Origin of the sequence: Bacillus sp. FSL P4-0290 (assembly GCF_037975435.1) — a bacterium.
In the GTDB taxonomy this organism is placed as follows: Bacteria; Bacillota; Bacilli; order Bacillales; family Bacillaceae; genus Bacillus; species Bacillus subtilis.
Map to the genome: position 1 here is coordinate 2,511,355 of NZ_CP150253.1, position 19,072 is coordinate 2,530,426.

Below are 19,072 nucleotides of genomic sequence, written 5' to 3' on the forward strand. Positions count from 1 at the left end.
CTAATCTAATTTCTCAAGCGCTTCAATCAGAGCTGTAATTTCTTCCTCTTCTTTTGAACCGGAAGCAAGCTCCTTCAGCTTATTAAACATCTCTTTACGCTCCTGAAACTTTTTCAAAAGGAGCAGCTTTTCTTCATATTGTTCAAGCATTGCTTCTGTTCGTTTGATGTTATCATAAACAGCTTGTCTTGAAACCTCATATTCTTCGGCTATTTCGCCTAGGGAGAAATCGTCCAAATAATAAAGCGACATATAGCTCTTCTGTTTTGACGTCAACAACGACTGATAAAAATCAAACAGATAATTCATTCTCGTTGTCTTTTCGAGTGACATTTGAGCTCTCCCCTTTGTTAAGTCAAATCCCTTTACGATAACTTAGTTTACACGGTTTTATTGACACTGTCAAGTTTTTATCTTGTCAAAGCGGTGATTAACTTTTTCCAAAATACGCTAAATATCATCCAATTTATTCCGATATTGTATATGAACCCTATTTAAAGGAGGATTTTTATGAAAAAAATCGGTTTATTGTTTATGTTATGTCTGGCAGCCCTGTTTACAATAGGTTTTCCGGCACAGCAAGCAGACGCTGCTGAGGCACCTTATAAGGCTTCGATCACAAATATCAGCACAGATGGAGGGGTTTACGGTAAAATCAATTATGGACAAGGTCAATATTGGCGAGTCAAGTACAATATTACAGTAAGCGGCAAATTACTCGACCAAAACGGACAGCCAGTGCCAAACGCGCCCGTAAGATTTGAAGCGGACACGAAGGTCGGAAACACAACACAAACTGCTTCAGGAACCACTGATGCAAACGGAACATTTGAGGTTCCAATGTATTTGGGGCCAGCTGCTGGTTACTATACGTATTACACATCTGTTTCCGTTCATTACTATGACATCATCCCATTCAGAGTTTTTTCTGGTGAATCAAGACTGGTATCCACTGATAACAGCCTTTATCATTTCGCCTATCAAGTAAGAAGATAAAAAAGAAAAAGGCCCCAAGATGTTGGGGCCTTTTTCTTAATCGTCGGCTTTTTCCACTAAATCTGAAAAGAGTCCGTACACATAGGATTCTGGATCAAATTCCTGAAGGTCATCAACTTTTTCTCCTAAACCGACTAGTTTAACCGGGATGTGAAGCTCGTTGCGAATCGCAAGGACGATACCGCCTTTTGCCGTACCGTCAAGCTTCGTTAAAGCAATGCCGGTAACATTTGTTGCTTTAGAGAATTCTTTTGCCTGAGCCATTGCATTTTGGCCGGTCGTGGCATCAAGGGCAAGCAGCACCTCATGCGGAGCTTCAGGAACTTCTCTTTCGATAACACGTTTCACTTTCTCAAGCTCTTTCATGAGATTTACTTTGTTTTGAAGACGACCTGCCGTATCACAAATTAATACATCGGCATTTCTTGCTTTCGCAGCATGAACAGCATCGTAGATGACAGCTGCCGGATCGCTTCCGGCCGTCTGCTTAATGACAGGCACTCCTGTACGCTCTCCCCATACTTCCAGCTGTTCAATGGCTCCCGCTCTGAAAGTGTCTCCGGCGGCAAGTACGACAGATTTTCCTTCTTGTTTCATTTTATGAGCAAGCTTTCCGATCGTTGTTGTTTTCCCGACACCGTTTACACCTACCAGAAGGATTACGTTTAAACGCCCATCCTGGATGTTCAGTTCTGAAATTTGCTCATCTCCGCTGTTATAAATCTCGACCAGTTTCTCAGAAATCACTGACTGGACTTCCTTTGGATCTTGAATATTTCTGCGTTTGACTTCTTTTTTCAGCTCATCTATTAATTCCATAACGGTTGTAAAACCGACATCCGCGCTGATAAGAACCTCTTCAAGCTCTTCGAAGAAATCCTCATCCACTTTACGGTAACGGGATACAAGATCATTCACTTTGTTTTGAAAGGAGTTTCTTGTTTTTTCAAGGCCATCCTTAAACTTTTCAGATACGGAATCTGTCTGTTTTGTGATTTTCTCTTTTAATTTTTTAAAAAAGCTCATCTTTTAACCTCTTTCCTCGTTACTGAACGAATTCTTTTGTTTCTTCCAGCTTAACGGAGATTACCTTGGAAACACCGGATTCCTGCATGGTTACGCCATAAAGCACATCCGCTTCCTCCATCGTTCCTTTTCTGTGGGTAATCACAATAAACTGGGTATCACTGCTGTATTTTTTTAAATACTGCGCAAACCGGAACACATTCGCTTCGTCGAGCGCAGCCTCTACTTCGTCAAGGACGCAAAACGGCACTGGACGAACCTTTAGGATTGAGAATAAGAGCGCTATAGCAGTAAGCGCACGCTCTCCGCCTGACAGGAGGTTTAAGTTTTGCAGCTTTTTCCCCGGCGGCTGAGCGATAATCTCGACTCCTGAATGAAGCAGATCGTTAGGATCGGTGAGCCTCAGTTCAGCTCGCCCTCCTCCGAATAAGGAGCGAAAAACTTGATCAAAGTGTGAGCGGATTTGAACGAATGTGTCGTTAAAGCGCTTCGTCATTTCTTCATCCATTTCTTCAATCACTTGGAACAAGGTATTTTTCGCTTCTGTTAAATCTTCTTTTTGTTCCGACAGAAACTTGTACCGTTCGTTGACCCTCTCAAACTCATCTATGCTTCCGAGGTTCACGGTACCCAGTTCTTCAATTGCGAGTTTAATCAGCTTCACGCGCTTTCTGGCTTCCTCTGGATCAGTTTCAAGCTGATATTTCTCTTTTGCCCCCTCAAAGGACAAGCTGTATTCCTCCCGTAAATATTGGAGTAAATTATCAAGCTCGACTTCCATTCGTCCGAGTTTGACTTCTTCGTCTTTTAAGAGCGTTGTTTTTTGTTTATACAGGCGTTTCATTTCTTTCAGCTCACGCTCATACGTATCAAGCCCATGCTGAAGCTTGATGCGCTGATCGCGCCTTAATGCAATCAGTTCGATCGTTTTCGTTTTGTCACTCAATTTATGTTTTGCTGCTTCTTCCAGCTTTTCTTCGCCGCTGGTGCTAGATGACATCTCTGACGTTAAGAAGCTTAAGTCTTCTTTTGCTTCTTTTAACGCAATCTCTGTTTCAGTGAGCTCTTTCTTTAATCTGGCAAGGTTGTCCTCTTCCCCCTTGCATGCCTGCTCTTTTTTGGCCGCAGCGATCTTCAGCTCAGTAAGCTCGTTGGAAAGAGACTCTTTCGTTGAGGATTGCGTTTGTTTTTGTTTTGTCAGTTTGTCTATGTCCTCTTCAAGCTGTTTCATCTTTTCAGATACGGCAGAGAGCTCTTCTTCAAGCTTGCGTTTGCGCGCTTTTTTCTCTTCATCGCTTTCTGACAGAGCAGATTTTTCTTGGTCATAGAGCTCTAAATGGGTATTGATATTTTTCTCGGCAACTTGAAGTTCGTACAGCTGGCCTTTCACATCCTGCTGCTTTAACCTTAAGCCTTCCCCGGTTTCTCTTAAGTCAGCCAGTTTTTTCTCCATATCCTGAATGGATTGTTTAAGGGTTTTGACCTCTTGTTCAAGCAGTGCTGTTTTCTCTTCCATTTCAGCGAGCCGTTTCGTCACATCTTCTAGCTCCCGGCTTCTTCCAAGGAGGGAGTTATTTTTCTTTTTAACCGCGCCGCCCGTCATTGAACCACCGGGGTTCACAACATCTCCCTCAAGGGTTACGATGCGGTACCGGTGCCCGAGAAGCTTCGCAAGCTCGTTTGCACCCTTTAAGTCCTCTGTGATCAAAACGGTTCCAAGAAGATTCTGGATGACGCTTCGATACGCAGGATCAAATGTGACAAGTTCACTGGCAACCCCGAGAAATGATGAATGCCGGGCGGCTGTTTCCGCGTCACGGCTTTGAAGCTGGCGGTCTCTAATAACAGAAAGAGGCAGAAACGTCGCCCGGCCGAAGGAATTCTGCTTTAAATATTGAATCGCTTTTCGGGCAGATTGTTCATCGTCGGTCACGACGTGTTGAGCAGAAGCGCCGAGCGCTATTTCAATGGCCGTTTCATACTTCTGTTCTGTAGAAATCAGCTCAAGAACCGCTCCGCGAATTCCGCCAAGGCGCTCTTTCGCTTTCAGCACTTCTTTAACACCTTGATAAAAGCCGGAGAAATCTCCCTGCATCGTCTCAAGCATGTCCTTTTTTGATCTCGCTTGCTGAACGTATTGGTATGCCTGATACAGAGCGGATTCATTTTTTTCGTATTGGCGCTTTTTCTGCTCATATTTTGTCTGCATATCACGATATGCACCGACTTGACTGTGAATCTCCTGCTCAATTCGGGCAAATTCCGTTTCACATGCGGCTTTACGCGCAGAAATATCACGCCGTTCCTGCAGGTGCTTTTCATTGTTGTCCGCGAGTCTCTGCAATGTGACAGCGGATTGGGACATCTGGTCATCAAGAAGCTGGAGTTCGTTGCGTATCGAAGCCTGGCTGTTTAACAGCTCAAAATAATCACTTTTCAGCTGCTCGATTTTCTCTTCAACATTTTCATTGTGAAGACTGAGAGCCTGCTGTTTTTCTTTTACTTGCGCCCTTAACTGCTTCACCTCAGCCTGAAGCGTTTCGAAGACAGCTTCCTGCTTTGAAAGCTCTTCTTTCAGAACCGTTTCTTTTTGCTGGAACTGAACGATGGCTTCTTCAAGCTGTTCTTGGTTTTGCACAGCGTTTTTCTTTCGTTCTTTTAGGACTTCTTTACGGCCTTCAAGCTTTTCCAGCTCTTCACTTGTTACCAGTAAAACTTGCTGGAGCTCATCTACTGACTCATCAAGCGCTTGTATTTTGTCCCTTGTATCCTCAATCTTTGCTTCTTTCGCAGAAATAGCAGACGATTCAGCAAGCTCTTCTTCTTTTGCCATCTGCACTTTCTCTTTAAGAGTCGACCATTTACCATGCAGCTCTTCGATATCATAGGCAGTCAGCGCAATTTCAACATGCTCCAGCTCTTTCTTTTTCTCAAGGTAGTCTTTCGCTATTGAAGCTTGAATTTTAAGAGGTTCAACCTGTCCTTCAAGCTCATGTAATATATCTTCTACCCGATTTAGATTGTCCTGTGTCTCAAACAGTTTATTTTCTGCTTTTTTCTTTCTCGTTTTATATTTAAGCACCCCGGCCGCTTCTTCAAAGATACTGCGGCGATCCTCCGCTTTGCTGCTCAGGATCTCTTCCACTTTCCCTTGGCTGATAATAGAAAATGCTTCTTTACCAAGGCCAGAGTCCATAAATAAATCAATAATATCCTTCAACCGGCACGGCTGATTGTTAATCAGAAACTCACTCTCACCTGATCTGTACACACGTCTTGTGACACTCACCTCGTGGAAGTCAATTGGCAAGAAATGATCATCATTATCAAGAGTAAGCGTAACTTCAGCTAGATTTAATCGCTTTCTTGAGTCACTCCCGGCAAAAATGATGTCTTCCATTTTTCCGCCGCGAAGAGAGCGTGCCGATTGTTCGCCGAGAACCCAGCGAATGGCATCCGTGATGTTGCTTTTTCCGCTTCCGTTCGGCCCGACAACTGCTGTCACGCCTTTAACGAAGTCTACGGAAATCCGTTCTGCAAATGATTTAAATCCTATAACGTCTAAACGTTTGAGGAACATAGCGATCCTCCTTATGTAATAAGTATTTCAATTCTATCATAAACATTGGTCAAATAAGACGGCATACATACTGAAATCCCCCTGAGTCATAAGGGGGATTTTATTGTTTCGTATGGTGTTTTTGCAATTTAGCTAAAGCTTCCTGAGCAGCGTGCTGTTCGGCTTCTTTCTTTGAACGGCCGTTTCCGACTCCGAGTGGTTCACCTTTTAGAGATACGATGGCTTCAAATTCACGGTTGTGCGCAGGTCCTTTTTCGTTGGAGATTTTATACTCCAGAGAGCCTTTGCCGTCCCGCTGCACGTATTCCTGCAGCTGGCTTTTGAAATCCATCACATGAGAAAAAGCACCATCGTTAATTTTAGGGAACACATAAACTTTTAAGAAACTTTCGACCGGCTCTAATCCTTGGTCAAGGTACAAGGCTCCGATAAATGCCTCAAAAACATCCGCCAATAGAGCAGGACGCTTTCTTCCGCCTGTCATTTCCTCGCCTTTACCCAACAGGACAAGATCGCCGAATGACAGCTCGTGAGCCAATGAAACGAGAGACGGTTCGCAAACAATTGCGGCTCTCAATTTCGTCAAATCTCCTTCACTCATAGCCGGGTATTTGGCAAATAAGAATCTGGAGATCGTCAGTTCCAAAACAGCGTCACCTAAAAATTCAAGCCTTTCATTATCTTCATACGGCTTTTTCCGATGCTCATTCACATAAGATGAATGTGTAAATGCTTGATACAAAAGCTTTTCATTTTGAAAGTGAACCGAAATCCGTTCTTGAAACTCTTTAAATTGTTCTACTTTTTTATAGAACTTTTTTTTATCTTTATAATGTGAGTGTTTTGACATAGTAACCTCCATAGGCACATCAGGTTCACCGCGCTTCTCTGACTAAACCGGATACAGCGCGCGTAAAAGCGGCATGCTGTAATAACTGCACGAATAAAGGGCTAAAGCCCCGCGTTTCGGCGGGACTTTTAGCATCAGCTTATTGCTGGTTTTGTATGTAGTTCACAGCGTCGCCGACTGTTGCAATCTTTTCAGCATCTTCGTCAGAAATCTCCATATCAAACTCGTCTTCAAGTTCCATAACAAGCTCAACTACATCTAGGGAATCAGCACCTAAGTCTTCCTTGAAAGAAGCTTCAAGTTTGACGTCTGCTTCATCAACGCCAAGGCGATCTACGATGATTTTCGTTACACGCTCTAATGTGTCTGCCATAGCAATTCACCTCCCCTCAAGTATTATAGTGGATTCGTTTTTAAAAAACTAGAGAAACTACGATGAAATTTTCGAGAAAAAACTTACATCACCATTCCGCCGTCAATATGAAGCGTTTGGCCTGTCATATAACGAGCTCCCTCTGAAGCTAGGAACGTGACAACACTGCTGACATCGCTAGGTTCACCAAAGCGCGCGAGCGGAATTTGTTTCAGCATTTCGTCTTGAACGTCTTTTGCAAGTTTATCTGTCATATCAGTTGAGATAAATCCTGGCGCTATTGCGTTTACCGTAATATTTCGGCTGGCGAGCTCTTTAGCAGAAGATTTGGTTAAACCGATGACGCCGGCTTTTGCAGCCACGTAGTTGGCTTGTCCAGGGTTTCCGCTGACGCCGACGATAGACGATACGTTAATAATGCGGCCTGAACGCTGTTTCATCATTTGTCTTGTAACAGCTTTTGTGCAGTTGAAAACACCCTTCAGGTTAATGTTAATGACGTCATCCCATTCGTCTTCTTTCATTCTCATGATGAGATTGTCTCTTGTAATTCCCGCATTATTAACCAGAATGTCAATCGTAGAAAAAACAGACAATGTTTCTTTTATCATGTTTTGTACATCTTCGGGATTTGATACATCCGCTTTTACAGCAATTGCTTTTCTGCCCATTGATTTGATTTCATCTACCACTTCATTTGCTTTCGCTTCATTGCCGGAGTAGTTCACGACAACATTTGCTCCGCTTTTTGCCAGATCAAGGGCGATTGAGCGGCCGATTCCGCGGGATGCGCCAGTGACAATAGCCGTTTTATCATTAAGCATTATCATTCTCCTCCTTAAGCGTTTGAATTGCCAGCTCGATCGTTTCCGGATCTGATACAGCAATTGTTTTTAACCGTCTATTCACTTTTTTCACAAGGCCTGAAAGCACTTTTCCGGGACCGATTTCAATAAAAGTCGTAACACCCTCTGCGATCAGCTTGTTAATGCTTTCCTCAAAACGAACCGGAGAGTAAAGCTGCTCAATAAGTTTTTCTTTGATATCTGCTTTTTCAGTCATCACGTCAGCAGAAACATTTGAGATGACCGGAACGTCAGCGTCTTTTATGTCACAGGCGTCCAATACCTCTTTCAGCTTTTCAGCAGCCGGTTTCATCAGTTCAGAATGGAACGGACCGCTTACTTCAAGCGGAATTGCGCGTTTTGCGCCGTTCTCTTTTGCCAGTTCAGATGCAAGCTCAACCCCTTTAGCTGTTCCGGAAATGACGATTTGGCCAGGACAGTTGAGATTCGCAAGCTGTACAAGGTTGCCTTCCTCTGTGACTTTATCGGTTACTTGCTTTAATGCTTCAGCATCCATGCCGAGAATCGCAGCCATTGCTCCTTCGCCAGCCGGCACCGCTTCATTCATAAACTCTCCGCGCTTTCTGACAGTATAAACAGCATCTTTGAAAGACAGAGCGCCAGCCGCAACCAGTGCAGAATATTCACCAAGGCTGTGTCCTGCTGTGAAATCAGGTGTAATGCCAGATTCTTTAAATTTCTCAAGAACAGCGATGCTTGTCGTAAGCAAAGCAGGCTGCGCATTGTATGTAAGTGTTAATTCTTCAGCATCCCCCTCAAAAATAAGCGAGCTGAGTTTTGTTTCCAACGTTTCATCGGCTTCATCAAACAGACGCTTTGCAGCAGGCACCTGCTCATAAAGCTCTTTTCCCATGCCGATAAATTGTGATCCCTGACCCGGGAATAAAAATGCAATCTTACTCATGATGTAAAAACCTCCAGACTACTCATCTGTTTTTTCTTCTTTCACTTCTTCCTGAATGAGCGCAGCCACATTTTGGCTGACCATCTCTCTTGCTTGCCGAATCGCATGGAATACAGCATTTGAATCTGAAGAGCCGTGCGCCTTGATCACAGGCGCTTTTAAGCCAAAAAGACTTGCTCCGCCATAATTCGAATACTCCATTTTCATTTTCATTTCTTTCAATTTTGGTTTCAGCACAGCTGCTGCAAGCTTGGATGTCAAAGTAGACGTCATTACGTCTCTCATCATTTTAAAAATTGACAACGCAGAGCCTTCCAGCGTTTTGAGTGTAACATTCCCGGTAAAGCCGTCTGTTACTACAACATCCGCCACATCATCTAAAAGGTCTCGCGCTTCCACGTTTCCGATAAAATTGATGTTTGCTGTTTCTTTTAAAATTTGGAACGTCTGCTTCGTCAGTTCGTTTCCTTTTTTATCTTCTGTTCCGACATTTAAAAGTCCGACTCTCGGTGAAGTGACACCGCGCACTTGCTGAGAATAAACAGAACCCATGATGGCATATTGAACGTGGTGCTCCGGTTTGGCATCGACATTGGCGCCGACATCAAGGAGAAGAAATCCGTCTCCCGAAACAGTCGGAAGTGTCGGGGCAAGCGCCGGACGGTCAATTCCTTTAATTCTTCCGACAATAAAGAGACCGGCTGTCATTAATGCACCGGTATTTCCTGCTGAAATGCATGCGTCAGCTCTGTTTTCCGCAACCTCCTGCGCCATAAGAACCATAGATGAGTTCTTTTTTCTTCGCACGGCACGGACAGGTTCATCCGTAGGCTCAATCACTTCATCTGCGTGCAGCACCGTGATGCGATCTGATGTAGTTGTTAAATGTGATTCTATCGTTGTTTTGTCACCGACAAGTGTGATATGGAGATCATCAAATGCCTCTATACCTTTTATAACTCCGTCAATAACAGCTTTGGGAGCGTGGTCTCCTCCCATTGCATCTACAGCTATTCTCATGCATGCTCCACCTTTATGAATGTTTTGAACGATACATGTCAAAGCGTCCAGAAAAAACAATTTCTTCGCCAACGTAGCTGTTCACTTCGACAACCGTTCTTCCTTTTTCTTTTTCGACAGCCGTCACTTTCGCTTTTGCTACGACACGTTCACCCTGCTTTACCTGTCTTGTAAAGCGGATGTCTGCACTTGCAGTCAGCGCCAGCTCGTCATCAATGACTGCAACGGCCAAAGAATTCGCCTGTGCAAATAAATGGTGTCCTCTCGCAATCTGATTCCGGCTGAACACGTGCTCCTGTTTTATTTCTAAAATGGATATCGCCTGATCATCCAGCTCAAGGTCAATAATTTCTCCGATAACTTCATCAAGTGACAGGGACTTCACTTCGTCCTCAAGTGTTTTCTCTGCCACGTTCTTAATTCTTTCTCTCAGTTCAGGTATGGAAAGCTCTAAGCGGTCCAAACGTATCGTCTGGATGCTCACCCCGAATTTACCCGCTAGTTCTTCATCTGTAATAAAGGGGGTTGCTTGAATCGTCTGCTGAAGTAATTCCTGGCGTTCTCTCTTATTTCTTCTCATATCTAAACACCATCCGGACAATTAAGACTAGGTACTAATAGTAGTATATAATTTCATAGATTGGAATGCAACGATTGTTTCTGGCTGAACACCAAAAACTTCTGATACTCAGCTTAATTTTTCCCCGTCCATTACTCCGCTCTTCAGCAATTCATCTCTTAACACAGCGTATTCCGGCTCCTTCCAGAACGCGTCAGAAGCCACAAGATTCGCAGCATCCTGCCTTGCCGTTTCAAGCGCTCTGTAATCATGAACCATGTCCGCCACTTTAAATTCCGGCATTCCGCTTTGTTTTTTCCCGAAGAAATCACCGGGACCTCTCAGTTCCAGATCCTTTTCAGACAGCTCGAAACCGTCATTGGTTTCCGACATGATCCTCATCCGTTCTTTCCCTGTTTCTGATTTTGGATCAGCCATCAGAATACAGAAAGATTGATGCTCACCCCGTCCAACACGGCCGCGCAGCTGGTGAAGCTGTGATAGCCCGAAACGGTCGGCGTCATAAATCACCATAATCGTTGCATTCGGAACATTCACGCCAACCTCCACAACAGTGGTTGATACGAGAATTTGACAGTGATTTGCGCTGAATTCTCTCATGACCTGGTCTTTTTCATCGGAATGCAGCTTTCCATGCATAAGGCCGACATTCCATTTTCCCCGAAAAATATCAGAAAGCATATTGTACACGTCAATGGCGTTTTGCACATCAAGCTTGTCTGATTCTTCAATCAGCGGACAGATGATATAAGCCTGCCTGCCTTGCTTTAATTCTTTTTCGACAAATGCCAATATACGATCCAGCATGTCATGTTTTACCCAATAGGTTTCGATTCTCTTTCGTCCAGCCGGCATCTCATCGATGACAGATACATCCATTTCACCGAACACTGTGATCGCTAACGTTCTTGGGATTGGAGTGGCTGTCATAAAGAGAACATCGGGATCCTGCCCTTTGTTCCGAAGCTTTTTGCGCTGCTCAACTCCAAATCTGTGCTGTTCATCAGTAATAACGAGACTCAGCGCCTTAAACTCCACCTCGTCTTGGATTAAAGCGTGGGTTCCTACAAGAATATCAATCTCACCCGCCGCAAGACGCTCAAGCAGTTCTTTTCGCCGCTTCCCTTTAACAGAGCTTGTCAAAAGAGCAACGCTGACGTCCCATTTTTCAAATAGCGAAACGAGCGAATCAGCATGCTGCTCGGCCAGAATTTCTGTCGGCACCATGAGCGCTCCTTGGTATCCGGATAGGATCGCGGCATACAGTGCAATGGCGGCGACTGCCGTTTTTCCTGATCCAACGTCCCCTTGAAGAAGACGGTTCATTCTGTATGGAGAAGACATGTCTGCTGTTATTTCGCGAAGAACGCGTGACTGGGCGTTTGTGAGGGGAAACGGGAGGCTTTTGATAAATCTCATGAGTTCTTCGTTTGAAAAACGCTGCCGTATCCCTTGTGTCTGCTCTCTTTCCGCCTTTCGGAACGCCTGCATTTTCAACTGAAACAACAAAAATTCTTCATAAACAAACCGCCGTCTGGCAAGCTTTAATGCTTCCCTTGTTTCAGGCTGGTGCATTGCTTTTAACGCTTGATAATAGTCAGGCAGTTTATAGCTTTTTCTTAGCTTTTCCGGAAGAGGATCAGGAAGTGAGTCTGCATATTGGGTCAGCGCCTGCTGAATAAACCGCCTCATCATTTTGACGGTAACATTTTCTTTCACAGAATACACTGGTTCAATGCTTTTGTCTTCTTGATGCGGCCCGTTTTTCAACTCCTGAACAGAGATGGTTTGGCGGTGCTTGTCCCATTTACCTGAAACCGTCACCACAGAGCCGAGCGAAAGCTGCTTCTTCAAATAAGGCCGGTTAAAACATACGGCTGTAATTAAATAGTGGCCGACCAGAAGCCTGAATGTCAGCCTGTTTCGTTTTTTTCCGTAATAGGTAAGAGAAGGCTCTGAATGAACCTTCCCTTCAACTGTGACTCTTTCATCATGCTTTACTTCTTCTAAATCCCTCAGCTCGTAGTCATCATAGCGATAAGGGAAATAATTCAGAAGATCAGAAATGTCATAAATACCGAGTTCATTCAATGTTTTTTCTGTTTCCGGCCCAATACCCTTAATGTTAGCTATACTAGTTTGCTGATGTTGTTTCACGTGAACCTAGCGCTCCTCCGAAAATTTTTTTCTCTAATTCTCTTCCTGTCGGTGTTGCCGCTAAACCGCCCTGGCCTGTTTCTCTAAGTGCAGTTGGCATCGTTTGGCCTATTTTATACATGGCATCGATAACCTCATCACATGGAATACGGCTTGTAATGCCCGCCAATGCCATATCAGCGGCAATCATCGCATTTGACGCGCCCATCGCATTCCGTTTCACGCAAGGCACCTCAACAAGCCCTGCAACAGGGTCGCACACGAGGCCTAGCATATTTTTTAATGTAATGGCCATGGCTTCCGCGCTTTGTTCGGGTGTTCCTCCTGCCATTTCAACAATGGCCGCAGCCGCCATACCTGAAGCTGATCCAACCTCTGCCTGACATCCTCCGGCGGCGCCGGAAATGCTTGCGTTATTGGCCACGACAAATCCGAAAGCCCCGGCTGTAAACAAAAAGCGGATCATTTGTTCTCTTGTTGGATTCAGCTTTTCTTTTACAGCAAATAACGTACCGGGCACCACACCGGCAGAACCTGCAGTCGGTGTCGCACAGATGGTTCCCATGGCTGCATTTACTTCATTTGTTGCAACGGCTTTCGATACAGCATCTAAAATCAGCGGGCCAGACAGGCTTTTTCCTGATCGAATATAGGCCTGCAATTTAACGGCATCTCCGCCTGTTAAGCCCGTTTGGCTCGTAACTCCCTCGAGTCCTTTCTGAACCGCCGCTTCCATAACAGACAGGTTATGATCCATCTGCTGAAAAATGTCCTCTTTTGTTTTTTCTGTTACTTCCATCTCTTGAGCTATCATCACATCAGAGATCAATATTTGTTTTTCTTTAGTAATCTCAATTAATTCTTTTACATTACGAAACATAACTGGCTCCTCCTGACCCTTTTCGCTAGTCAGCAATCTTTGTCACTTGAATAATATTCGGCAGTTTCGACAGCTCGTCGAGAATGTGGTCGTCAATATTTTGGTCGACCTCTATTGTCATCAGCGCAAGCTGGCCGATATCTTTCCGGGCTACTTCCATATGTCCTACGTTGATTGAAAATTTCGCCAGAACATTGGCAACACCGGCAATTGTGCCAAACTTGTCATTATGAACAACTAATATGGCCGGATGATTTCCTGACAGCCGGAGCTCAAAACCATTCAATTCTGTGATTTCAATCTTTCCTCCGCCAATCGAAATACCCGTCAGTTCCAGCTCACCCTTTTCATCAGAAATGGTGATTTTTGCTGTGTTCGGATGGACCGGGACTGCGTCTTCTACCCGAAACTCTATATCAATTCCTTTAGCTTCTGCAATTTGTATAGCGGTTTTAATCCGTTCATCGAATGTATCAAAATCAAGCAATCCACCGATAATCGCGACATCTGTGCCGTGGCCCTTATACGTTTCCGCAAACGAGCCGTAAAAAGATACAATGATGCGCTCAGGCTCTCTGCCAAATAAACTTCTGGCCACTCTCCCGATTCTAGCAGCTCCCGCTGTATGAGAGCTGGACGGACCGATCATAACCGGGCCGATAATATCAAAAACGCTTCTGTATTTCATGCTATTCCTCCTTATGAACCAGAGCTTATTAGCGCTTTGCTTCTAGACTAATTGATCAGATATAAAATGGCAAGCGGGCGCGTTACAGCGCTGCCGCACTTAAAAGCAGACATAAGAATAGAAGGGCAAATTGCCCTTCTATTCTGCTGAAACTATATACGAATACAGAGGCTGTTTCCCATTGTGGATCTCAACCTCAATCTCCTCGTACTTTTCACTGAGAAACGCTTCAAGCTGCTCAGCTTCTTCCTGAGACGCATCCTCACCATATAGAATGGTCACGATTTCATCATCTTCTCCGATCATTTCTGACAGCAGCAATTTCGCGGCTGACAGCTGATTTTCAGAAGTGCCGATAATCGTTCCATTCAGAATGCCCATAAAGTCGCCTTTTTTAATGTCTTTACCGTCAATATGAGTATCTCTGACTGAGAACGTCACCTGTCCGCTTTTTACTTGCTGAATGGCGCTTAGCATATTGGCCTCGTTCGCTTCAGCTTCTTGATCCGGGTTAAAAGCCAGCAGAGCTGACATCCCTTGCGGAACCGTTTTAGCAGGAATGACAAAAACCTGTTCATCCACTACGCTGGCCGCTTGGTTAGCAGCCATGATAATGTTGGAGTTGTTAGGCAGGATAAATACCGTATCTGCATTTACAGACTTCACGGCATCAACAATATCCTCAGTGCTTGGGTTCATGGTCTGGCCGCCTTCAATCACAACAGAAGCGCCAATGCTTTTGAATAGGTCTGAAATTCCTTCTCCCATCGCTACAGTCACAATGCCATACGGCTGTTTTGCCGGCGGTGTTTCGTTGTCTGCAGGTTTGCTTTCTTGACTGATGATAGAGGTATGCTGTTCTCTCATATTTTCTATTTTTATTTTGATCAATTCACCGTAATGCTGGGCGTAGTTTAACACGTTTCCCGGCTCTTCAGCATGAATATGAACCTTCGCCAGCGATTCATCCGCAATCACAAGCAGAGAATCTCCGAACTGGCTGAGGTCTTGCCTGAACGTGCCTTCGTCGAACTCTCTTTTTGTCTGATCAAGCCTAACCATCACTTCGGTACAGAATCCAAATTCAATATCTTCGGTATTCATCATGCTTTGCGCGCTCTTGTGATGCTCTGCGCTGACCATGTCGTCAAGTGACGGAAGAACTGCTTTCTGAGGTACAGTTTCACCTTTTAATGAAGCAAGGAAACCTTCATACACACAGAGCAGGCCTTTGCCCCCGCTATCGACAACTCCTACTTCCTTTAGGACAGGTAGCAATTCAGGGGTGCGGTTTAAAGACGCCTCTGCTTCTTCTGTCACTGCAATCATCAGCGCAGTGATATCGGTTTCTTTTTCTGCTAAGATCATCGCTTTTTTTGCAGCGTCTTTTGCAACTGTTAAAATGGTGCCCTCTACAGGTTTCATGACAGCTTTATACGCCATGTCTACACCTGCTTGCAGCGCAGCGGCAAACTCAAGTGCATTAATTTCTTTTTTCGTTTCAATGCTTTTGCTAAATCCGCGGAACAATTGGGATAGGATCACTCCTGAATTTCCGCGTGCTCCCATGAGCAGCCCTTTAGATAACGCGGAACCCACCTTCCCGATATCATCCGTATCCATTTGTTCAACTTCTCTTGCTCCGGAAGTCATCGACAGGTTCATATTTGTTCCCGTATCACCGTCCGGCACCGGAAACACGTTCAGTGCATCAACTGCACTGGCATTTTGAGACAGATTCTGCGCTCCCGCAAGAATCATCTCGGCAAAGGTTCTGCCGTTTAATGTTCTGATAGACAATCCTACTCCTCCTAACTACGGGTTCGTCACTCGTACGCCTTGGACATAAATATTGACAGAGTCCACTGCCAGTCCGATGGTTTGATTTACTGTGTACTTTACTTTTGTTTGGACATTATGTGCCACTTCAGAAATTTTCGTGCCGTAGCTGACAATGATATACATGTCGATATGTATCTGTTCTCCTTCTTGGCGAACTTGGACACCCCTGCTGAAATTCTCTTTCCGAAGGATTTCAGTCAGTCCGTCTTTAATCTGGTTTTTAGAGGCCATGCCGACAATGCCGTAACAGTCAACCGCCGCGCCTCCTGCAACCATCGCGATGACTTCATTAGATATATCAATCTGTCCGTACTTCGTTCTTAATTCAATGGACACACTAGTTCCTCCTTCGAATGCATAGAGTTACAGCTATTCTACTATATGGTTTCCATTATGAAAAGACCAGGCAATAATCGCTGGCCGTACCTCTACATATACTATAGCGCTGCTGTTTCCGCAAGATGTCAAGTGAATTTTCTTGAAAGATGATGAAACAATAGTTGCAAACGTTTTTTAGCTGTGGTAAATTATTTAAAGTATCCATATCGAAAGCATCTAAGATTATATGAATGTTAAAAAGTAGATGTTTTGTGCAAGTGAGGAGGGAAACAAATGGCACGTAAATGCGTTATCACAGGTAAAAAAACAACAGCTGGGAATAACCGTTCTCACGCAATGAACGCTTCTAAGCGCACTTGGGGCGCGAATCTTCAAAAGGTTCGTATCCTTGTGAACGGAAAACCTAAAAAAGTATATGTATCTGCTCGAGCTTTGAAATCCGGTAAAGTTGAGCGTGTATAACAAAATGAACGCCTGCCCCGATATGTGGCAGGCGTTTTTATGTGGTGAAAGAGGGCTTTGAACCCCTGGGCATTAATCTTTTCTAAATGAGCCCAGCATCGCCCGGACAATTCCTCCTAAAAACTTCGGCAATTTAATGGTGTAAAATTTCATTTTTGTCCCCTCCTATAACGTCCCGTAACCGCCTTGTTCATTGTTTTCAGCAATTGAATGAAAGCACATGCTTAATCCGTGCTTCTTATCATTATTAATATGCCTTTTGCAAACGAAAAAGTACCTCGTGAATGAATGAGTTCGTTACTAATACATAGTGTTGAACCGAGCGTAATATGACAATTATTTAGAGGATATTTAAAACCGGTCAGGGTCAGCTCATGTATGTCTTCGGAAAACGGTATGAAGGAGATATATCGCTTATTTTCATCCTTCTCAATATCATATTCACCAGGAGGAAACATTTGAATATGATTTTGTTTGTCTATCAACCTAATTTTTATGTTCGTTTTTACACCTCTATACAGTAGCTGAATGTTTCCTAAAAAATGATCAGCTCTGCCGCCTGTAATGCCGAAAATCTGAATAATATCCGGCTGCTTTTCCAGCGCCCAATCAAGGGCGAGGTCTAAATCTGTTTGATCTTTTTCTGCTTGATACACATGAAGGGCGGGAGCGGCTTTTTCTATTCGCCGGCGTTCTTGCTCCGTTATGCTGTCAAAATCTCCGAAGGCTTCAACAGGAATGATCCCGGCATCTAAGAGAGTGACGGTGCCTTTGTCAACACCGATCCAAAGCGTGTGTTCGTCCGTATAGCCGGTTAGATCGGGAATGAGATTTTTCGGGCCTCCCGCAACGATATTAATTGTTTTCATCTCTGATTCCTTTCTCTGCATACAGGAAAAAGAGCTTAGGCTATTGTATGCCCAGCTCTTTTCTAAAGCTGCTTATTTACTTCCTCTGATTTCAGAAATTGCTTTTTTGCGGTCAGACTGGCCATAAACAGCTGAACCGGCAACGAGTAAATTTGCGCCCGCTTCAATGACGAGCGGAGCGGTTTCTTTGTTGACGCCGCCGTCTACTTCAATTAACAGATCTTTTTTTCCTTTTTCATCCGCCATTCGCTTAACCTCTTTTATTTTAGGAAGGACTGAATGAATAAATTTCTGCCCGCCGAAGCCCGGGTTCACCGTCATTAAAAGAACAAGATCGAGATCGTCGAAAACATGCTCGATGACTTGTACAGGGGTATGCGGGTTTAGAACCACTCCGGCCTTCACTCCTTGCTCTTTAATGAGCTGGATGGTACGGTGCAGGTGCGGACATGCCTCAGCATGCACAGACAGGATATCTGCGCCTGCTTTCGCAAAAGCCGGGATATAACGATCCGGCTCTTCTATCATTAAATGGACATCAAGCGGCAGATCCGTTACCGGCCGGACGGCTTCTACAATCAGCGGACCGATTGTGATATTCGGGACAAAATGGCCGTCCATAACATCAATATGAATACAATCGGCTCCGCCTTTTTCTACATCTTTAATCTCATTGCCTAAAGCGGCAAAATCAGCGGAAAGAATAGATGGTGCAACCTTTATCATTATGCTAATACCTCGGCTTTCTGTCTTTAATCTCCGTCATAAATTCAACATAATGGTCATAGCGATACTGCTTTAATTCTCCGTCTTCAACAGCTTGTTTCACCGCGCATTTCGGCTCTTTCAGATGTAAACAGCCTCTAAATTTGCATGAAGAGCTTTTTTCTCTGATATCAGGGAAGGTATAGCCCAGCTCTTCTTCCTCAATGTCTGTAAATTCAAGCGAGCTGAATCCTGGTGTATCTGCAACCAAACCTCCGGACGTATGAATCAGCTCCACGTGGCGGGTTGTGTGTTTCCCGCGGCCCAAATGCTCAGAAATCTCGTTTGTTCTTAATCCAAGCTCCGGACTGATCGCGTTGAGAAGCGAGGATTTCCCAACACCGGACTGACCGGCAAATACCGTTGTTTTATCCTGAAAATGCGGGATGATGTCCGTTAAACTGTCTTGGTCCTTAGAGGAGGTAAGGTATACGTCATAACCAATATTCCGATAGTCCTCTGCATAGGCTTGTATCGTATCTTCTGTATCTTGATCTTCAATCAGATCCATTTTAGTAATGCATATAATCGGCTGAATATCATTGGCCTCAACGAGAACCAGGAAGCGGTCGAGCAATGCCGTGCTGAAAGAAGGCTGAACCGCTGAGAAAACCAGGACCGCTTGATCAACGTTGCAAATTGGCGGCCTGATAAGCTCGTTGGTTCTTTCTTTAATTTCCATTAGATATCCTTCTTTGTCATTTTCAGCCTGGTACACAACGTAATCACCGACAAGAGGGGTAATTTTGTTTTTTCTGAAAATGCCTCTTCCTCTGCATTGTATTACTTTATCTGAATCCTCTGATTCATCCAGTACATAGTAAAAGCCGCTTAGCGCCTTAATAATTTTGCCCTCAGGCATATTTTCCCTCCTT

At 44.3% G+C, this 19,072-nt stretch carries 20 protein-coding genes; 2 read left to right on the forward strand and 18 right to left on the reverse strand.

Going from position 1 to position 19,072, the window contains the following annotated elements:
- Nucleotides 1–333 carry a putative DNA-binding protein gene (locus MKY10_RS13080; RefSeq protein ID WP_003238590.1) on the reverse strand — a complete coding sequence of 111 codons (333 nt, stop codon included), beginning with the start codon at nt 331–333 and terminating at the stop codon, nt 1–3.
- Nucleotides 334–510: 177 nt separating this feature from the next.
- Between MKY10_RS13080 and MKY10_RS13085 the strand changes: the two genes are divergently transcribed.
- Nucleotides 511–996 carry an Ig-like domain-containing protein gene (locus tag MKY10_RS13085; RefSeq protein ID WP_003245834.1) on the forward strand — a complete coding sequence of 162 codons (486 nt, stop codon included), beginning with the start codon at nt 511–513 and terminating at the stop codon, nt 994–996.
- A 36-nt stretch (nt 997–1,032) separates the two neighbouring features.
- Here MKY10_RS13085 and ftsY read toward each other — a convergent pair whose 3' ends face one another.
- From ftsY to MKY10_RS13150, 13 genes are all read right to left on the reverse strand, one after another.
- Nucleotides 1,033–2,022, reverse strand: a complete 990-nt coding sequence (ftsY, locus tag MKY10_RS13090; protein ID WP_003232026.1) for a signal recognition particle-docking protein FtsY — start codon at nt 2,020–2,022, stop codon at nt 1,033–1,035.
- Nucleotides 2,023–2,041: 19 nt separating this feature from the next.
- A complete protein-coding gene (gene smc, locus MKY10_RS13095) occupies nt 2,042–5,602 on the reverse strand; it encodes a chromosome segregation protein SMC (RefSeq protein WP_015252105.1) in 3,561 nt (1,186 codons plus the stop codon).
- A gap of 100 nt (nt 5,603–5,702) precedes the next feature.
- Nucleotides 5,703–6,452, reverse strand: coding sequence for a ribonuclease III (gene rncS, locus MKY10_RS13100; protein WP_003232030.1), 750 nt, complete (start codon nt 6,450–6,452; stop codon nt 5,703–5,705).
- A gap of 139 nt (nt 6,453–6,591) precedes the next feature.
- Entirely contained in the window at nt 6,592–6,825 is a 234-nt protein-coding gene (acpP, locus tag MKY10_RS13105) for an acyl carrier protein (RefSeq protein ID WP_003154310.1), read from the reverse strand.
- Nucleotides 6,826–6,908: 83 nt separating this feature from the next.
- Nucleotides 6,909–7,649 (reverse strand): 3-oxoacyl-[acyl-carrier-protein] reductase, encoded by a 741-nt coding sequence (gene fabG, locus MKY10_RS13110; protein WP_003232035.1) that lies wholly within the window; start codon nt 7,647–7,649, stop codon nt 6,909–6,911.
- On the reverse strand, nt 7,642–8,595 hold the full coding sequence (fabD, locus tag MKY10_RS13115) for an ACP S-malonyltransferase (RefSeq protein ID WP_003245314.1): 954 nt from the start codon (nt 8,593–8,595) through the stop codon (nt 7,642–7,644). Before fabD ends, fabG begins: the two co-directional genes overlap by 8 nt.
- A gap of 18 nt (nt 8,596–8,613) precedes the next feature.
- A complete protein-coding gene (gene plsX / locus MKY10_RS13120) occupies nt 8,614–9,615 on the reverse strand; it encodes a phosphate acyltransferase PlsX (protein WP_339225882.1) in 1,002 nt (333 codons plus the stop codon).
- Between the two features lie 13 nt (nt 9,616–9,628).
- Nucleotides 9,629–10,195, reverse strand: a complete 567-nt coding sequence (gene fapR / locus MKY10_RS13125; protein ID WP_003232044.1) for a transcription factor FapR — start codon at nt 10,193–10,195, stop codon at nt 9,629–9,631.
- Nucleotides 10,196–10,303: 108 nt separating this feature from the next.
- The gene (recG, locus tag MKY10_RS13130) at nt 10,304–12,352 is read right to left on the reverse strand and encodes an ATP-dependent DNA helicase RecG (protein ID WP_015252106.1); all 2,049 of its coding nucleotides are present in this window, start codon (nt 12,350–12,352) and stop codon (nt 10,304–10,306) included.
- Complete coding sequence (sdaAA, locus tag MKY10_RS13135) at nt 12,330–13,232, reverse strand: L-serine ammonia-lyase, iron-sulfur-dependent, subunit alpha (protein WP_003232049.1); 903 nt, start codon at nt 13,230–13,232, stop codon at nt 12,330–12,332. Before sdaAA ends, recG begins: the two co-directional genes overlap by 23 nt.
- Before the next feature lie 25 nt (nt 13,233–13,257).
- Nucleotides 13,258–13,920 (reverse strand): L-serine ammonia-lyase, iron-sulfur-dependent subunit beta, encoded by a 663-nt coding sequence (sdaAB, locus tag MKY10_RS13140; RefSeq protein WP_003232050.1) that lies wholly within the window; start codon nt 13,918–13,920, stop codon nt 13,258–13,260.
- A 138-nt stretch (nt 13,921–14,058) separates the two neighbouring features.
- Nucleotides 14,059–15,720 carry a DAK2 domain-containing protein gene (locus tag MKY10_RS13145; protein WP_015252107.1) on the reverse strand — a complete coding sequence of 554 codons (1,662 nt, stop codon included), beginning with the start codon at nt 15,718–15,720 and terminating at the stop codon, nt 14,059–14,061.
- Between the two features lie 15 nt (nt 15,721–15,735).
- Nucleotides 15,736–16,098, reverse strand: coding sequence for an Asp23/Gls24 family envelope stress response protein (locus MKY10_RS13150; RefSeq protein WP_003232054.1), 363 nt, complete (start codon nt 16,096–16,098; stop codon nt 15,736–15,738).
- A 276-nt stretch (nt 16,099–16,374) separates the two neighbouring features.
- Here MKY10_RS13150 and rpmB point away from each other — a divergent pair, with 276 nt between their 5' ends.
- Nucleotides 16,375–16,563, forward strand: coding sequence for a 50S ribosomal protein L28 (rpmB, locus tag MKY10_RS13155; protein WP_003221548.1), 189 nt, complete (start codon nt 16,375–16,377; stop codon nt 16,561–16,563).
- A 72-nt stretch (nt 16,564–16,635) separates the two neighbouring features.
- On the opposite strand, the gene spoVM is transcribed toward rpmB, so the two are convergent.
- From spoVM to rsgA, 4 genes are all read right to left on the reverse strand, one after another.
- Nucleotides 16,636–16,716 carry a stage V sporulation protein SpoVM gene (gene spoVM, locus MKY10_RS13160; RefSeq protein ID WP_003221545.1) on the reverse strand — a complete coding sequence of 27 codons (81 nt, stop codon included), beginning with the start codon at nt 16,714–16,716 and terminating at the stop codon, nt 16,636–16,638.
- 71 nt (nt 16,717–16,787) lie between these two features.
- Nucleotides 16,788–17,432, reverse strand: a complete 645-nt coding sequence (locus tag MKY10_RS13165; protein WP_014479765.1) for a thiamine diphosphokinase — start codon at nt 17,430–17,432, stop codon at nt 16,788–16,790.
- A gap of 72 nt (nt 17,433–17,504) precedes the next feature.
- Nucleotides 17,505–18,158 (reverse strand): ribulose-phosphate 3-epimerase, encoded by a 654-nt coding sequence (gene rpe, locus MKY10_RS13170; protein ID WP_003232058.1) that lies wholly within the window; start codon nt 18,156–18,158, stop codon nt 17,505–17,507.
- A gap of 4 nt (nt 18,159–18,162) precedes the next feature.
- Complete coding sequence (rsgA, locus tag MKY10_RS13175) at nt 18,163–19,059, reverse strand: ribosome small subunit-dependent GTPase A (RefSeq protein WP_015715871.1); 897 nt, start codon at nt 19,057–19,059, stop codon at nt 18,163–18,165.
- Nucleotides 19,060–19,072 lie beyond the last annotated feature (13 nt).